This window comes from Pseudomonas sp. CCI4.2, from assembly GCF_034350045.1.
Taxonomy (GTDB): Bacteria; Pseudomonadota; Gammaproteobacteria; order Pseudomonadales; family Pseudomonadaceae; genus Aquipseudomonas.
Map to the genome: position 1 here is coordinate 5548233 of NZ_CP133781.1, position 16769 is coordinate 5565001.

General features: G+C 55.1%; 10 protein-coding genes and 1 pseudogene. 5 read left to right on the plus strand and 6 right to left on the minus strand.

Annotation, left to right across the window (positions count from 1 at the left end):
- Window positions 1-8: 8 nt before the first annotated feature.
- Both ptsP and nagE read left to right on the plus strand, forming a co-directional pair.
- On the plus strand, window positions 9-2582 hold the full coding sequence (gene ptsP / locus RHM65_RS25205) for a phosphoenolpyruvate--protein phosphotransferase (protein ID WP_322184135.1): 2574 nt from the start codon (window positions 9-11) through the stop codon (window positions 2580-2582).
- Complete coding sequence (gene nagE, locus RHM65_RS25210) at window positions 2567-4267, plus strand: N-acetylglucosamine-specific PTS transporter subunit IIBC (RefSeq protein ID WP_322167991.1); 1701 nt, start codon at window positions 2567-2569, stop codon at window positions 4265-4267. The genes ptsP and nagE overlap by 16 nt, the downstream gene beginning before the upstream one ends.
- Window positions 4268-4405: 138 nt before the next feature.
- Here nagE and RHM65_RS25215 read toward each other — a convergent pair whose 3' ends face one another.
- Together RHM65_RS25215 and purL are read right to left on the minus strand one after the other, a co-directional pair.
- Window positions 4406-4717: a YqfO family protein gene (locus RHM65_RS25215; protein WP_322167990.1), complete on the minus strand. Its 312-nt coding sequence runs from the start codon at window positions 4715-4717 to the stop codon at window positions 4406-4408.
- A 14-nt stretch (window positions 4718-4731) separates the two neighbouring features.
- The gene (gene purL, locus RHM65_RS25220) at window positions 4732-8628 is read right to left on the minus strand and encodes a phosphoribosylformylglycinamidine synthase (RefSeq protein ID WP_322167989.1); all 3897 of its coding nucleotides are present in this window, start codon (window positions 8626-8628) and stop codon (window positions 4732-4734) included.
- Between the two features lie 190 nt (window positions 8629-8818).
- Between purL and mltF the strand changes: the two genes are divergently transcribed.
- Complete coding sequence (gene mltF / locus RHM65_RS25225) at window positions 8819-10279, plus strand: membrane-bound lytic murein transglycosylase MltF (protein ID WP_322167988.1); 1461 nt, start codon at window positions 8819-8821, stop codon at window positions 10277-10279.
- A 195-nt stretch (window positions 10280-10474) separates the two neighbouring features.
- Here mltF and tadA read toward each other — a convergent pair whose 3' ends face one another.
- Together tadA and RHM65_RS25575 are read right to left on the minus strand one after the other, a co-directional pair.
- Window positions 10475-10957, minus strand: a complete 483-nt coding sequence (gene tadA, locus RHM65_RS25230; RefSeq protein WP_322167987.1) for a tRNA adenosine(34) deaminase TadA — start codon at window positions 10955-10957, stop codon at window positions 10475-10477.
- Window positions 10957-11022: pseudogene (locus RHM65_RS25575) on the minus strand (multicopper oxidase domain-containing protein); the annotation flags it as partial. The gene tadA and the pseudogene RHM65_RS25575, both read right to left, overlap by 1 nt.
- 200 nt (window positions 11023-11222) lie before the next feature.
- Between RHM65_RS25575 and RHM65_RS25235 the strand changes: the two are divergent.
- Window positions 11223-14171, plus strand: coding sequence for a membrane-targeted effector domain-containing toxin (locus RHM65_RS25235; protein ID WP_322167986.1), 2949 nt, complete (start codon window positions 11223-11225; stop codon window positions 14169-14171).
- A 400-nt stretch (window positions 14172-14571) separates the two neighbouring features.
- On the plus strand, window positions 14572-14931 hold the full coding sequence (locus tag RHM65_RS25240; protein WP_322167985.1) for a hypothetical protein: 360 nt from the start codon (window positions 14572-14574) through the stop codon (window positions 14929-14931).
- Window positions 14932-15309: 378 nt separating this feature from the next.
- On the opposite strand, the gene RHM65_RS25245 is transcribed toward RHM65_RS25240, so the two are convergent.
- Together RHM65_RS25245 and RHM65_RS25250 are read right to left on the minus strand one after the other, a co-directional pair.
- A complete protein-coding gene (locus RHM65_RS25245) occupies window positions 15310-16380 on the minus strand; it encodes a NeuD/PglB/VioB family sugar acetyltransferase (RefSeq protein WP_322167984.1) in 1071 nt (356 codons plus the stop codon).
- Window positions 16377-16769: transketolase C-terminal domain-containing protein (locus tag RHM65_RS25250; RefSeq protein WP_322184138.1), on the minus strand; the 393-nt coding region annotated here is incomplete at its 5' end. The genes RHM65_RS25245 and RHM65_RS25250, both read right to left, overlap by 4 nt.

The following is a 16769-nucleotide window of genomic DNA, read 5'->3' on the forward strand; positions in this document are numbered from 1 at the left end:
AACGCGCCATGCATAACAACAAGGATTTGATTCTCAGCGCGCCCCTCAGCGGACCGGTGATGCCACTGTCACAGGTCCCCGACCCGGTGTTCGCCAGCGGCGCCTTGGGCGAGGGCATTGCGATTGACCCAACCAACGAATGCCTTTACGCGCCGTGTGCCGGGGTCGTTGTGCATATCGCCCGCACCCTGCATGCCGTGACGTTACGTGCGGACAATGGTGCCGAATTTTTACTGCACGTCGGCCTCGACACCGTTGCCCTCGCCGGTGAAGGTTTTACCGTGCTGGTGGAGCAAGGCGAACGCGTCGAGGAAGGTCAGGCGCTGCTGCGTTTGGACCTCGACCGCATCGCGCAGCATGCCACCAGCCTGATCAGCACCTTGGTATTGATTAACGGTGACCGTTTCAGGTCGATACCAGTCGCCGGTGTGTCATCGATCACGGTAGGCCAACCGCTGCTGCACGTCAGCGCAGTGCAGTCGCAAACAGCCCTCGACTCGAGCCACAGTTCTACCATTGAGCCAGCTCGCGGCCGGGTTCGTGTCGCCCACAGCGGCGGCTTGCACGCGCGTCCGGCAGCATTGGTGCGTCAGACCGCCCAAGGTTTTGTCAGCCAGAGCGAATTGCATTTCGCCGGGCAAAGCAGCTCATCAAACAGCCTGGTCGGGCTCATGGGATTGGGGATCGCCGAGCAGGATGAAGTTGAAGTGGTCTGTCTGGGTGAAGACAGTGAGGCCGCGCTGCTGGCACTGATCAAGGCTTTGTCCATCCCGTCGGCCCATGAACAACCACGGCGACCATCAGCCCCGGTCGTGACGCTGAACGCAACGGTTGAGGAAGGCGTATTACAGGGCGTCTGCGCCTCGCCTGGACTGGTCAGTGGTCCGTTGTTCCGGTTGCATGCGGTTCATTTGCCGGACGAGCCGGGTCAGCAGGTTGCCAGTGTGCAGCACCACGCGCTGCACACTGCGCTGCAGCAGGTGAGCGCTGATATTCAATGCACGTTGCACAGTGCCGAGCAGCGCGGTGAAGACGAAGAAGCCGCGATTTTCTCCACTCATTTGGCACTGTTGGAAGACCCAGGGCTACTGGATGCCGCCAAACTCGCCATCGACCAAGGCTGCGCAGCGACCCATGCCTGGAGCCAAGCCCTGCTTGCTCAATGCGACGTGTTACAGGCATTGGGTAAACCGTTGTTGGCCGAGCGCGCCAACGACCTTCGCGACTTGCGCCAACGGGTGTTGCGCGCCCTTCTCGGTGATGCCCGACGACTTGATATTCCCATCGGTGCCATCGTCGTCGCCCACGAACTGACGCCGTCGGATTTGCTGATGCTCAGCCAGCATGCTGTGGCAGGCCTGTGCATGGCCGCAGGTGGCGCCACCTCACACGTGGCTATTCTGGCGCGGGGCAAAGGCTTGCCCTGCGTGGTGGCCTTGGGATCTGCGTTGCTGGATCAGCAATCGGGTAAGACCGTCGTCCTCAATGCCGACCAAGGCCAATTGGAACTGACACCCAGCGCCCAACGCCTGCATCACGTCATCGAGCACCACCAATCCCAAGTGCAGCAACGACGCACTCAGCAGCAATACGCCCATGTGCCTGCCATGACCCTGGATGGCGTGACCATTGAAGTGGCCGCCAACGTTGCCTCCCGGGGTGATGCTGCTGAGGCTCACGCGGCGGGTGCTGACGGTGTGGGTTTGTTGCGCACCGAATTTTTGTTTGTTGATCGCAACACGGCGCCCGATGAACACGAACAATGGACGGCCTATCAGGGCGTGCTGGATGCCATGGGCGATAAGCCAGTGGTCATCCGTACGATTGACGTCGGAGGCGACAAGCAATTGGCGTATCTACCACTGCCCGCCGAAGCCAACCCGGTGTTGGGTTTGCGCGGTATTCGCCTCGGTCAGTTGCGTCCAGAACTTCTCGACCAACAATTGCGCGCCTTGCTGCGGGTCAGCCCGCAGCAGCGGTGCCGAATCCTGCTGCCCATGGTCAGCGAAGTGGATGAGTTGCTGAACATTCGTCAGCGCCTGGAGGTGTTGAGCGCCGAGTTGGGGATCAAACACCGTGCACAACTCGGGGTCATGATCGAAGTGCCTTCCGCTGCTCTGCTGGCCGAGCAACTGGCTGAACACGCGGACTTTTTGTCTATCGGCACTAATGACCTTTCTCAATACACCTTGGCCATGGACCGGGACCATGCGGGGCTTGCGGCACGGGTCGATGCCCTGCATCCCGCGCTGCTGCGCCTGATTGCAATGACCTGTGTTGGTGCTGCGCGGCATCAGCGTTGGGTCGGTGTGTGCGGCGCGTTGGCGTCCGATCCACTGGCGACGGCGGCGTTGATTGGCCTGGGTGTGCGCGAGCTGTCGGTCAGCCCACCCTTGATAGGAGAAATCAAGGCACGTGTGCGTGAATTGAACATGGCTGAATGTCAGCGCTGGAGCCAATCGTTGCTCGGCTTGAATAGCGCGCAGGCAGTACGTCAGGCGTGTCAGCGACACTCGATGCCCCACGCTTTTGTGCAACAACAACAACAACAACAAGGGGAACCGCCATGTACCAGCACTTGATCGAAGGGTTACAGCGGCTTGGCCGTGCCTTGATGTTACCCATCGCCATTTTGCCCATCGCCGGCCTATTGCTCCGCCTCGGTGATACCGACCTGCTGAACATCGCCATCGTCCATGCCGCCGGTAATGCGATCTTCGCCAACCTGGCGCTGATTTTCGCCATCGGCATCGCCGTGGGTTTCGCCCGCGACAACAACGGCACGGCGGGGTTGGCCGGTGCCATTGGTTATCTGGTGATGGTCTCAGCCCTCAAGGTGCTGGACCCGAATATCGACATGGGTATTTTGGCCGGGATCATCAGCGGTCTGGTCGCAGGGGCGCTGTATAACCGTTTCAAGGACATCAAACTCCCGGAGTACCTGGCATTTTTCGGCGCAAGGCGCTTCGTGCCCATAGCTACCGGGTTAACCGCCGTGGTGCTCGGCATGATATTCGGGCTGATCTGGCCGCCGTTACAAGAGGGCATCAACAGCCTCGGTAAAATGATGCTGGAAAGCGGCAGCGTGGGTGCCTTTGCCTTCGGTGTCATGAATAGGTTGCTGATTATTACCGGCCTGCACCACATCCTGAATAACTTGGTGTGGTTCGTTTTCGGAACCTTCACCGACCCGGAAACCGGGCGCGTAGTAACGGGTGACCTGGCACGCTACTTTGCGGGCGACCCCAATGGGGGGCAGTTTATGACCGGCATGTTTCCGATGATGATGTTCGGCCTGCCGGCGGCTTGTTTGGCGATGTACCGAAATGCCTTGTCTGACCAACGTAAGTTGATTGGTGGGGTGTTGTTGTCGATGGCCCTCACCTCGTTTTTGACCGGCGTTACCGAGCCGATAGAATTTGCCTTTATGTTTCTCGCGCCTTTGCTGTATCTGATTCACGCGCTGTTGACCGGGTTGTCGATGATGTTGGCCGATCTGCTCAATATCCACTTGGGATTCACCTTTTCCGGCGGCGCCATCGACCTGGCGCTGGGCTGGGGCAAGTCGACCAATGGTTGGATGATTTTTCCGCTGGGGCTGCTGTATGCGGTGGTGTACTACTTGGTGTTCGACTACTGCATTCGGCGCTTCAATTTGAAAACCCCAGGGCGCGAACAACTGGCGAGCAGCGGGGACGTCGCAATACCCCAAAGCGAACGCGCCGGCGCCTATATTCGTGCATTAGGGGGCGCGGCTAACCTACTGAGCATCGATGCCTGCACCACGCGTTTACGCCTGCAACTGGCAGACCGCAGCAAGGCCATCGACAGCGAACTCAAAGCCCTGGGCGCTATGGCTGTCGTTCGACCTGGCAATGCGGGCAGCTTGCAAGTGGTAGTCGGGCCGATGGCGGACAGTCTGGCGGATGAATTGCGAATTGCGTTGCCCACCACCCTTGAGCCGGCCGCAATCATTGCCGTCAGTACCGAAAACCAGGCACAACCGGTGAGTAGCCTAGAAGCGCAACAATGGCTCGCGGCGCTGGGTGGTCAACACGTATTGAAACTGGAGTGCGTCGCCCTCACCCGGCTACGCGTTCAATTGGGCGCAGGTCAGAAAATGGCCGAAAACGGCTTGAACGCACTGGGTTGTTTGGGATTGAGTCGTCTGGAAGATGGCGTGTGGCATGTGCTGGTCGGTGAGCGAGCACAAGGGTTGAGCGAGGCGATACAGCCGATGTTGGCGCAGGGTTTAACGCCGCGATGAGGGGATCGCTGAAACCCTGTGGGACCGAGTTTATTCGGGAAGGTCACGCCACGGTGCATCAGACAAACCGCGTCGCCTGCTTCGCGAATGAATTCGCTCCCACAGAAAACCAAAACCGCGACGAGCTTCTGCGCTGATTTAGAAATCAGCCAATCGCCACACTTCATACGCCGGCGTTTCGTAGGGATGGCTCTGTTTCAGGGCCGCCACCACCTGGGCGATCAAGCCGTCTGCCACGACCAGTTCGACTTTCCATTCCTGCACGTGCTCGATCTCTCCGGTGCCTCCAATAAACGGCTGGCTGCCGTCCAATGGGCGGAACTGGCCTTGACCGAGCACTTGCCATGAGCAGTGATCGTAAGCGCCGATCCGCCCCGCACCGGCGGCGAATACAGCACTTTTGACCACATCCACATGACTCGGCGGAACAAAAAAGCTGAGCTTGTACATGGTAGACGCTGGCCTCAGTTCACCCACACCCGTGCATTACGGAAGATGCGCATCCAGGCAGCGTCTTCGTTCCACTCATCGGGACGCCATGAGTTCTGCACTGCGCGAAATACCCGCTCAGGGTGCGGCATCAGGATGGTGACGCGACCGTCGCGGGTGGTCATGCCGCCAATACCGCGTGGCGAGCCGTTCGGGTTGGCCGGGTACTTTTCTGTCACCTTACCGTGGTTGTCGACGAAGCGAATCGCTACGCAGCCAGACACATCGGCTTCGAGCAGCGCGTCGTCGCTGGCAAACTCGGCATGGCCTTCACCGTGGGCAATGGCGATCGGCATGCGCGAACCGGCCATGCCCTGCAAGAAGATCGAAGGCGAATCCTGCACTTGGACCATCGCGACCCGTGCTTCGAACTGCTCGGAACGGTTACGCACGAAGTGCGGCCAGAACTCGCTGCCCGGAATCAATTCCCGCAGGTTGGACAACATCTGGCAACCGTTGCACACGCCGAGGGTGAAGCTGTCCTCACGCTCGAAGAAGCCCTGGAACGCATCCCGTGCACGGGTATTGAACAAAGCCGATTTGGCCCAGCCCTCCCCCGCTCCCAGTACGTCGCCGTAGGAAAAACCACCGCATGCCACCAGACCTTTGTACTCATTCAGATCCACGCGACCGGCGAGGATATCGCTCATGTGTACGTCGATGGCGTTGAAGCCCGCGCGATCAAACGCAGCCGCCATCTCAACCTGACCGTTGACGCCCTGCTCACGCAGAACGGCGACTTGTGGGCGAATGTTCTTCTTGATGTATGGCGCGCTGATGTCGTCGTTTACATCGAACCCAACCTTGACGCTAAGGCCAGGGTTATCTTCTTCCAACAGCACGTCGAACTCTTGTTCAGCGCATTCAACGTTGTCACGCAAACGCTGGATTTGGTAGCTGGTTTCAGCCCACTGGCGTTGCAGCAAGCGACGCTGACCGCCAAACACCGGATCACCGTTGAAGCTGATGGCCACTTCGTCGTTGTTCACCGGTTGGCCGATGACCGACACACATTCGCCAAAACCGGCCGCGCTGAATTGTGCGAGTACATCCGGGGTATCGTCCTGACGAACCTGAATCACGGCACCGAGTTCTTCGTTGAACAGGATCGCGGCCAGATCGGCCGAGCTGTCAGCCAATCCATCAAGGAACAGATTCAAACCACAATGACCGGCGAAGGCCATTTCAAGAGCAGTGACCAACAGCCCGCCGTCGGAACGGTCATGGTAGGCCAGCACGTGACCGTCGGCGTTGAGGCCCTGGATCACGGCAAAAAAAGCTTTGAGGTCTTCGGCGTCATCCACGTCCGGCGCAATACGCCCGAGCTTGCCGTGGGTCTGCGCGAGAATCGATGCGCCCATGCGGTTTTGACCACGGCCCAGGTCGATCAGGACAAGGTCGGTTTCGCCCTTGTCCATGCGCAGTTCGGGGGTCATGGTTTTGCGAATGTCGGTCACTGGCGCAAAGCCGGTGACGATCAATGACAGCGGCGACGTCACGCTCTTGTCCGTATCTTCATCGCGCCACTGGGTTTTCATGGACATGGAGTCCTTGCCCACTGGAATGGTTATCCCCAATTCCGGGCACAATTCCATGCCGACCGCCCTGACGGTGTCGTACAAACGGGCGTCTTCGCCGGGGTGACCGGCCGCTGACATCCAGTTGGCCGACAATTTGATGTCGGAAATTTTGGCGATGCGCGACGCGACGATGTTGGTCAGGGTTTCGCCAATGGCCATCCGGCCAGACGCCGGGGCATCCAGCAGTGCCAACGGCGTACGTTCGCCCATGGCCATGGCTTCGCCGGTTTCAACATCAAAACTGGTGGCGGTCACGGCGCAGTCAGCCACCGGCACTTGCCACGGGCCCACCATTTGATCGCGAGCAACCAGGCCGGTGATAGAACGGTCACCGATGGTGATCAGGAAACTTTTGCTGGCAACAGCCGGGTGGTGCAGAACCCGTGTCACACAGTCTTCGATGTCCAGCGTGCTTGGGTCGAAATCATCGCCCAGCGCCTCTTCGCGAACAGCTGAGCGGTGCATGCGCGGTGCTTTGCCCAGCAATACTTCCAGCGGCATGTCCACCGGGCTGTTGCCGAAATGGCTGTCGGTGACGGTCAGTTGCGGCTCAGCAGTGGCTTCACCGACAACGGCAAACGGGCAACGCTCACGTTCGCAGATGGCTTTGAAGCGCTCGAAATCCGCCGCGCCCACCGCCATCACGTAGCGCTCCTGGGATTCGTTGCTCCAGATTTCCAGCGGGGCCATGCCCGGCTCGTCATTCGGAATGCTGCGCAGCTCGAAACGACCGCCGCGCTCACCGTCGTTCACCAGTTCCGGGAAGGCGTTGGATAAACCGCCGGCGCCGACGTCGTGGATGAAGCTGATAGGGTTGTCTTCACCCAACTGCCAGCAACGGTCGATCACTTCCTGACAACGGCGCTCCATCTCAGGGTTTTCACGCTGAACGGAAGCGAAATCCAGATCTGCCGAACTGGTGCCGGTGGCCATCGACGAGGCTGCACCGCCGCCGAGGCCGATCAACATGGCCGGGCCACCGAGCACGATCAGCTTGGAGCCGACCACGATTTCGGCTTTCTGGACGTGTTCGTCACGAATGTTGCCCATACCACCGGCCAACATGATCGGTTTGTGGTAACCACGAACTTCATCACCGTGGGGGGTGCTGATTGATTGTTCGAATGTACGGAAATAACCGGTGAGTGCCGGGCGCCCAAACTCGTTGTTGAATGCGGCACCGCCCAATGGGCCTTCCAACATGATGTCCAACGCGGTGACGATGCGCTCGGGTTTTCCGTACGGCAGCTCCCAAGGCTGTACGAACCCGGGAATTTGTAAGTTGGACACGGTAAAACCGGTCAGACCGGCTTTCGGCTTGGCGCCACGACCGGTCGCACCTTCGTCGCGGATTTCACCACCCGAACCGGTGGCAGCACCGGGGAACGGCGCAATGGCTGTTGGGTGGTTATGGGTCTCCACCTTCATCAGGATGTGCACCGGTTCCTGAACCGCACCGTACTGGCGGGTCTCGGGATTCGGGAAGAAGCGTCCGGCAACCGGGCCAGCGATGACGGCGGCGTTATCTTTATACGCAGACAACACACCTTCGCCATGCATCTGGAAGGTGTTCTTGATCATGCCGAACAGGCTTTTTTCCTGATTCTCGCCGTCGATGTCCCAGCTGGCATTGAAGATCTTGTGACGGCAATGCTCGGAGTTGGCCTGAGCGAACATCATCAGTTCGATGTCGTGGGGGTTTCGGCCCAGCGCAGCGAAGCTCGCCACCAAATAATCGATTTCGTCGTCAGCCAGGGCCAGGCCCAGTTGGACGTTGGCAACTTCCAGCGCGGCGCGACCGCCACCCAACACATCAATGGCCGTGAGCGGCTTGGGTTCGGCGTGGCTAAACAGACCGGCAGCCTGTTCCAGCGAACCCAACACCAGTTGAGTCATGCGGTCATGCAGGCAGTGGGCGATCAACTCGGCTTGGGCGTCGCTGAACTGGCCTTCGACATAGAAGGCGATCCCACGCTCAAGGCGCTTGATTTTCGCGAGACCGCAATTGCGGGCGATGTCGCTGGCCTTGCTCGACCATGGCGAAATAGTGCCGAACCGTGGCAACACCAAAAACAGCCGGCCGCCCGGTTCTTGAACCGGCACGCTCGGGCCGTATTTCAGAAGGCGGGCGAGCACCTGCTGTTCTTCATCACTAAGAACGCCAGCGACCTCAGCGAAGTGGGCGAATTCGGCGTACAAGCCACTGACAGCTGGAACTTTGAGTTCCAGTTGCGCAAGTAATTTGCTGTGGCGGAAGGCAGAAAGGGCAGGAGCACCGCGCAGGATCAACATCTTCGGGACAGCCTCGGGAAGGGGTGTGCTTTGAGGCCGTGCATTCTAGCCTAAACCGCCTCTTTCGGCACCCAAAACGGTTCCGCCTGGCATCGCCGAATGTCGGCGCCCCGAATAACGCTTCGCCTTATCAGACATGGCCTTCTCTGTCGAGATATGGTGCCGAGGGTCCTTTGCGTATACTGCACCGATGTTTTCCCATCCCGCTTTCCGCCCGCTGTGTGCCAAATGGCTCATCGCAACCGGACTCTTCCTGATGCTCGGCGCCTGTGTTGATAAACCCAACACATTGGAGCGAGTCAAGGAGGATGGCGTTTTGCGCGTCGTAACTCGTAACAGTCCGGCTACTTATTTCCAGGATCGCAACGGCGAAACCGGTTTTGAATACGAGTTAGTCAAGCGTTTCGCCGAAGATCTCGGCGTCACACTGAAGATCGAGACAGCTGACAACATCGACGATTTGTATGATCAATTACACAAACCCGGCGGTCCGGTACTGGCCGCCGCCGGTTTGGTGGCGACGGATTCACGCAAATTGCAGGTGCGCTTTTCCCACCCTTACCTGCAAGTCACCCCGCAGATTATTTACCGCAACGGTCAATCGCGCCCCTCAACGACTGCTGATTTGATCGGAAAAAAAATCATGGTGCTCAAGGGCAGCAGCCACGCCGAGCAATTGGCGGCCTTGAAACTGCAAATGCCTGCACTGGAATACGAAGAGTCCGACGCAGTTGAAGTCGTTGACCTACTACGAATGGTCGATGAGGGACAAATTGATCTGACTTTGGTCGATTCGAATGAATTGGCAATGAATCAGGTGTACTTCCCAAACGTGCGGGTGGGCTTCGATTTGGGCGAGGGTCGCGATCAGCGTTGGGCGGTTGCGCCGGGTGAAGACAACAGCCTGCTGAACGAGATCAACAAGTTTCTCGACAAGGTAGAGAAGAACGGCACGCTTCAACGCCTGAAAGACCGTTATTACGGGCACGTGGACGTGCTGGGTTATGTTGGTGCCTACACCTTCGCGCAACACCTTCAAGAGCGCTTGCCGCGCTACGAAAAACACTTCAAAACCTCGGCCAAGCAAGAACAGGTGGACTGGCGACTACTTGCGGCCATCGGTTACCAAGAGTCTCTGTGGCAACCCGAGGTGACGTCGAAAACCGGTGTGCGCGGTTTGATGATGCTGACCCAAAACACGGCGCAAGCCATGGGCGTGGTCAATCGGCTGGACGCCAAGCAAAGCATCGAAGGCGGGGCAAAATATTTTGCCTCCATGAAAGATCAGCTCGATGACAAGATTGAAGAGCCCGATCGAACGTGGTTGGCCCTGGCCGCTTACAACGTTGGCAGCGGGCATCTGGACGATGCGCGAAAAATGGCAGAAGCCGAAGGGCTGGACCCTAATAAATGGCTGGACGTGAAGAAAATGCTGCCGCGTCTGGCGCAAAAGAAGTGGTTCAGCAAAACCCGCTACGGCTACGCCCGTGGTGGCGAACCGGTGACTTTTGTCGCGAACATCCGCCGCTACTACGACATCCTCACTTGGGTGACTCAGCCACAGCTCGAAGGTAGCCAAGTGGCCGAGGGCAACCTGCATGTACCGGGTGTCGACAAGACCAAACCGACCGAAGAAAATCCTGCGCTGTAACCTATAAATCCCTGTCACAGGTAGTTTCGGATTTTTCCGTGGGAGCGCGCTTGCCCGCGATCGGCTGCGCAGCAGGCGTAAATTCAACGACTCATACTTTCAGTTAGAACCGCGCCAACCTATAGGGACCGCTACGCGATCTATCGCGGGCAAGTGCGCTCCTACACCCCAGATTGTGACGAACCTCTGGGGGATTCAGCCCTTGACCCGCCTCGCCTTGAAAAAATCACTCAACATCGTCCCGCACTCTTCGGCCAGTACACCGCCCTCAACCAGCACTCGATGGTTAAGAAACCCTTGAGTAAAGAATTGCCCTTGGCTCTGCACGATACCGGCCTTGGGCTCGAGCGCGCCATACACCACTCGCGCGATGCGTGAATGCACGATCAGCCCGGCGCACATGCTGCACGGTTCAAGGGTGACATAGAGCGTGCTGCCAGACAGCCGATAATTACCCAACGCCTGCGCCGCCGCCCGGATCGCGACCATTTCCGCATGGGCGCTCGGGTCATGGCCACTGATCGGGCAGTTAAAGCCGCGACCAATGATTTCGCCGTTTTGCACCACCACCGCCCCCACCGGCACTTCGCCCAGCACCCCACCTTGGGCGGCGAGCGCCAGCGCTTCGCGCATAAAGTGCTGATCCTGACTGCGATCAATAATCTGTGGCTGCCTCATCAGGACACCTCAATTGCGGCCATAAGCCCGGTTTCCATGTGGTCAATCACATGGCAGTGGAACATCGCGATCAAATGCCACGGCGTGGAAAACGGCAACACGATACACCGCGTCACGCGCCAGGCAAAACGCAGCGACCTTTTGCCTGTTGCTATGGCGACTAGCCCCCCGTTTTATAGGTTTTTCAAACCCGATAAATGATTAGTGCAAAACCGATAAAAAAAACAATCACGCTTAGGTTCTACTTTTTGATGAATGAATAGCGATGCCCTCAACTGAAACCTCTCAACCATCATCCATTGCCAGCGCTGTCCAGTTAGCGCTAAACAGCATGGGCCAACGATTGGTCTGGGCATGCCCGGACATGCTGCAAATGGCACGGGACGCCGCAAAAGAAATTCTGGAAAAGCACGTCGGATTTGATATCGAACCCGATCAGGTTTACTGGCACCGCTTTACCACTTCCGTCAGCAGCCCACGAACATTTAACGGTTGGCAGCACTTCGACCCACCCGTTGAGTCTCTGACACTGCCGCAACTGGTCATGCGCCGGTTCTACGCCCATGACCAAGATGATGTCCTTGATCTCCAGGTGACTGGAGGCTTCTACACTGCGGGGCCGTCGGCCCAGGTTTTCAATGAAACAAACGAAATCAGGATACTGCCCGCCAACGTGCTGAGCGACCTCTGGCAAATCGATTTCAGCGCTCGCTATACGGCGAAGCTGAATGACTTTTGGCAAGACTACGCTGACGACTTCCGTACCATGGCCAAAGCCAATTTCCTCGCCAAGGCGCTGGAGGAGCGAGACAGCGGTTGGTTATCTGAAAGAAATTTCAACACGGTCGTCAAGGCGACCTGCGGCAGCGTTACCTGGCCGGTCAGTCTGGAACAACTCAGGTCAGCAAGCCCCTCCGCCGCGAATCTGCGGGTCTGTACCTTTGATATCGCCGGTATTGTCTCCAGCAATATCCTGCGCATTGTTGACGCGTCTGGCAGGCAATTGCTCTATGTGCCGGGGGATATGGATGCGTTTCATGTGTTTGAAAACCCCGACGATCTGCACTGGTGGGTCATGTCGCAAACCAGCCGAGCGCCGAACCGCGCCGAGTTCATGGCGCACTTCCCCTTGTCCAGCCACCTGCAAACCGACAGCGCCGTGGGTTTGAATCACCTGATCGACCTGGTATTCAGCCAGTGGGGCGCACCCGGCCCAAGCCTGATCAACCGAAATGACCACGGTATCACCGGCGATGCTTTCAACTGGATGCGCGACGCTGCAAAAAACCGGATGGCTGATGACGCATACGTTTCCCTGCACTCCAATGCCGATCTCAGGAAACAGATGTGGATCGGCTTTCTCAGTAACTTCTCGCGGGTCGCCAGTGGGATGGCCACATTGGATTGGCCGGTTGCGTTAGTGGCAGTAGGTGCAGGCTTGACGAACACTGGCATGAACATCGATCAAGCGGTAAACGGTCACACAACTGCTGAACGCAAGGCCGGAGTCGTCGGTGCCATCCTCAGCAGCGTGGATGCGTTGTTCAACGCACCCTTTCTGGCGGGACTGGAAGCGGAGCCGGCAGAACGCGAAGCGGCGTTGGAGCAAGCCATTCCCGAAGAAGAGGACGCCTCATTCGAGCCTATCGACTACCGTGGATTGGTCGCCGATGTTGTAGCGATAGCACCCGGACCGGTTTATCCCGTCTCAACCGATGCGCTGTTGGCGCCGTTCGAAACCAACACCTTACTGGAAGACTTTGCACCAACGGGAGAAGGCCGAATGCGCGGCGTCTGCGTACTCGATAAAGGCGAAACCTATATATCCATAAGTGACGTCGCCTACAGAGTGCGCTATGTCGACGAGTTAAAAAGCTGGGTGGTGGTTGATCCCGCTCAGCCCTACTCGTTTTATCGCAATTTACCTGTTCGGCTGAATGAGCTCGGCGGATGGGAGCCGTCCGTTGGCAATGGGCTTAAAGGCGGCGGCAAGGTATTTGGCAGGCTACCTTGGGGCCAGGCAACCGAGGCGGCGATTGAGGCCGAGCCCTTTGTCAGTTCATACGAGGTTTGGGACTCAGAGAAAGCTGACCTAAAAATCGCTGCCGGGGGTGCGGACAACAAAGTGCTCAGTGGCGAACGTCAAAGCCTGGATCCGACTTGGCATGATCCCTACGTCAACTTCAGGGCCATCCGAACGCGCTTACTTGAAGACGCCTCAGCGTTTTATGCACACCCGAACGTTCCACTCAAACCGGAAATACCCGTAATGGACCCCACGACCGTGGGCACATACAGGATAAAAAAGATCTTCCAGAAAAGCGCTGGCCTAGTGATCGGAGAAAGCCACGCCAGCATCGGCAGTAAACAATTGCTGATCGAAAACATGCCGCAACTGGCCAAACTGAAAGTTAAAACACTCTATATGGAACATCTTCTTACCGACTTCCATCAAGTTGACCTCGATACGTTTTCCCGAACCGGGAGTATGCCTAAAGGCCTCGAGCGGTATCTCAAAGACCTTGATACTGGGCACCGCACCGATCCCAGCGGCCAATATACTTTTCTAGCAGTGGTCAAGGTAGCCAACGAAAATCATATTCGCGTCCGGGCACTAGACTGCATGGCGAGTTACAGGCTAGCTGGGATGCCTGATCAAGACGGCTTGCTCCGGCAAAAGGTCATGAATTATTTCGCGCGAACCGTTATTGATGCGGATAAAACCGCCAGGGGCGCAACAAAATGGATCGCTTTAGTCGGCAGTAGCCATGCCAGTAATTATAAAGGGGTGCCAGGGATCAGCGAATTAGAGGGAGCTATCAGCCTGCGAATTGAAGATGTTGACGAAGGTCAATCCAGCGGTATCGAAATTGATCCCGGCAAAAACATACCTATTGGCTTCGGGAGTGAAACCGGGTTTGTTAAAAGTGACCTAAGGCTGCAGGTGGAACTAGGCATCAGCGTTACGCCGCTGGACTCCGCCGCCAGTCGATTGACCAAGGCGGGAATGTTCACCCTCAGCAGGTCTGGACAGCAACTGACATTAATACACCGCAGTTCAAGCAATACCCTTGTTTTCACCGTGATTCATTCCGAAGGCGGACATTACTATCTTGAAAGACCTAAGTGGCCTTACGTCAGCGGACGACGTTTCGACAGTACCCGTGAATTGGTAAAGGCGCTGAAATTGATGGGCATGAAGTGGGTCCACTAGCCTGCTGAAGGCTTACGGAAACAGCCGCTGATTTTATTAGCGGCTGTTTGGTAACTGTGGCATTAACTAACGCGTGCCAGCACACCCCGTTATAAACGCCGTCTGTGGCGACGTGACCTGGCCGATCAGCATTGACAGGCTCATGTCAGAGGTCACCTCGGACGCAAACACCTTCGATATTGCCGGTTATTCATCCCTACGATGTCGGAGCGGGCTTGCGTTTGCTGCGCGACAACGCAGTGCCGAGTTTGATCAAAGCGCAATGGCTCAGCCCGATTTAGCTTGTTCTTGCTGGAAGGTAAGCACAATGAACTCGGTGAGTCGGCGGTGCTTGAATCATACCAAGAAGGGTAACGACCTCGGCATTTGGCGCTGAGGGCGAGTTCAGAAAGGGCGCCAATTGTTAAGTGTCACCACCGAACAGATGGGTGAAGTCGATATCCGCCGTTTGATGCAAGCCATGTTGTTGCAGGCGCAGGAGATGCAAACAGCGCTTTGCCTATTCGATATCATCGGCGGTGCCAGCCCGGACTCCATCCGGTTTGCCCAGGATATACAAAGGTTCTGTGACAATACGGGCAATACCGGTCTTCAATACGGGGCGAGCTATTACCCGTTTATTAACCCTACTGTCATGCAACGTGCAGAAGTAAATGGTACTAGGATCCGACAGGACGGAGTAATACTGACCACCAAACGCAAAAATAAAATATCAAGACAAAACTACAGGACAGGACAGAACAGGACGCTTACAGCGTAAATAAGGCTATATTTACTTGTCAACCCAGTATCCCGACAAAGACAGACCGAAAGATCAATACCGCTCAAATTACACCAATAGAATAGTCAATTAAAACAACAGGTTGCATAACCGTTTTCCTTATGTATAACTTTTGTGAAACCACTACGAACACATCCGAGTAACTGTGATTGAGCGATGTCGGAATTTTAAAATCAAGAGTTACACAATCTGCAAATCGTCATTTGATCCCGCCTGTATAGATCACGTGTTACTTGCAGAGGTCCAACAGCCTTAATTTTGTGAATTGTCTATTTTTATTAGACAATTATTACAAAGTCAATACAAATAAAATTTAAAAAATCTTCGATACTATTTGAATTTGCTTATATTGATTTTCTATGACTTAACAACTTCATTTGGATTAATATTCCTAAAAATATTTAATCCATTATTTATGATAGACCCCCTACCAATATTGACCCCCATATAAACAGTAACTCCCATTCCAACAACGGCAGTATCTCCAACAATTACACTCCCCGCCAAGACGGCACCAGGTGCAACATGAGAGTTGCTCTCAAGTATACAGTCGTGGGAGATAATCGAACCAGAATTAACAATGCAATTATCACCAATAACAACATCACTACCAACACAAGCGCCCATCATTACCTGATTCCCTTCTCCTAACTTTACTGACGGCTCAATGACTGCTGAAGGATGAACTAAATTAGGAAGATAGTAACCAATATTTTTTAACTTTGCATAAAGTACTTTACGTACAACAGGATTTGAGACGGATCCGATTCCATTAACTGCACAAGATACGCCCTCGCTCCATAGCTTTTCTAAAATCGTATCATCTCCAATGACTTTAATACCACAAACAATAGTTCCAATAGCCTTTTGAGAATCGACGATTCCAACAATTTGATATTCGTTTCGTTGCAGCAATATATCAATGCACATCTTGGCATGCCCACCGCCACCAAGAATCACTATCTTATTATTAAGTCGCTTTATATGTTTTAATGGATGTAATATTGTCTGACCACTAACAACTAATGCCTGTCTTTCAATATCGGAAACAGAAATTAGCCCGTTTTTAAATACAGATGTATCTACACCCAACTCGTCGGCACGTTTAATTGCGGCTTTAGAAAGTTTGGCATTGTTATTTTGTAACGGGTCAACTTCAACGTTAGGTGTGTTTAATACAATTATCGGATTATTCTTCCCATCATCCAGTCGGCAAAGTAAAGATCCAACCAAGACAGTATCCCCAACGGAAATTTCATGGTGAATTAGACCATCCGCTGGAGCGTCAATCTCAACATTCGTTTTTGTAGTCTCAATTTCAAAAATACTGTCGCCTTTTTTAACTTTAGTAGATGACTTGAATTTTACGGAAAGTATAGTCACCGACTCATCGTTAACATTTTCCCTAGGAACAAATACTTCAATCATTGAGCGCCTCTACTTCTATGAGAGTTTACTAAATTAATGACACGATTTATGGTTGGAAGTATTTCTAATTCAAGAGAAATTATTGACGGTATGGGAACAGGCTCCGCTCCCACTCGCAGTGCAAAATCCAGTTGCACCTTATTTTCCACCAACGTACTCAAAATTTCCGAGCCAAATCCAAAACTGATAGATCCATCTTCAACAATAAGAACGTTTCCTGTTCTATTGACTGATTTCTCAATCAAACTTATATCGAGTGGATGTAACTGAGTTACACAAATTAATTCAGGTATATAATCTGTCTCATAAAAAAATAATTCAAGATTATCTGCAATGTGACGGGCTGATTCACCATAAGAGACGATTGTAATTGTTGGAGTGGCCCCTGT

Excerpts from the sequence above, each read along its gene's own strand:
- mltF (WP_322167988.1), top strand. The coding sequence starts at position 8,819 with ATGTTTTCCCATCCCGCTTTCCGCCCGCTGTGTGCCAAATGGCTCATC.
- RHM65_RS25245 (WP_322167984.1), bottom strand. The coding sequence starts at position 16,380 with ATGATTGAAGTATTTGTTCCTAGGGAAAATGTTAACGATGAGTCGGTG.
- RHM65_RS25215 (WP_322167990.1), bottom strand. The coding sequence starts at position 4,717 with ATGTACAAGCTCAGCTTTTTTGTTCCGCCGAGTCATGTGGATGTGGTC.
- tadA (WP_322167987.1), bottom strand. The coding sequence starts at position 10,957 with ATGAGGCAGCCACAGATTATTGATCGCAGTCAGGATCAGCACTTTATG.
- nagE (WP_322167991.1), top strand. The coding sequence starts at position 2,567 with ATGTACCAGCACTTGATCGAAGGGTTACAGCGGCTTGGCCGTGCCTTG.
- ptsP (WP_322184135.1), top strand. The coding sequence starts at position 9 with ATGCATAACAACAAGGATTTGATTCTCAGCGCGCCCCTCAGCGGACCG.
- purL (WP_322167989.1), bottom strand. The coding sequence starts at position 8,628 with ATGTTGATCCTGCGCGGTGCTCCTGCCCTTTCTGCCTTCCGCCACAGC.
- RHM65_RS25235 (WP_322167986.1), top strand. The coding sequence starts at position 11,223 with ATGCCCTCAACTGAAACCTCTCAACCATCATCCATTGCCAGCGCTGTC.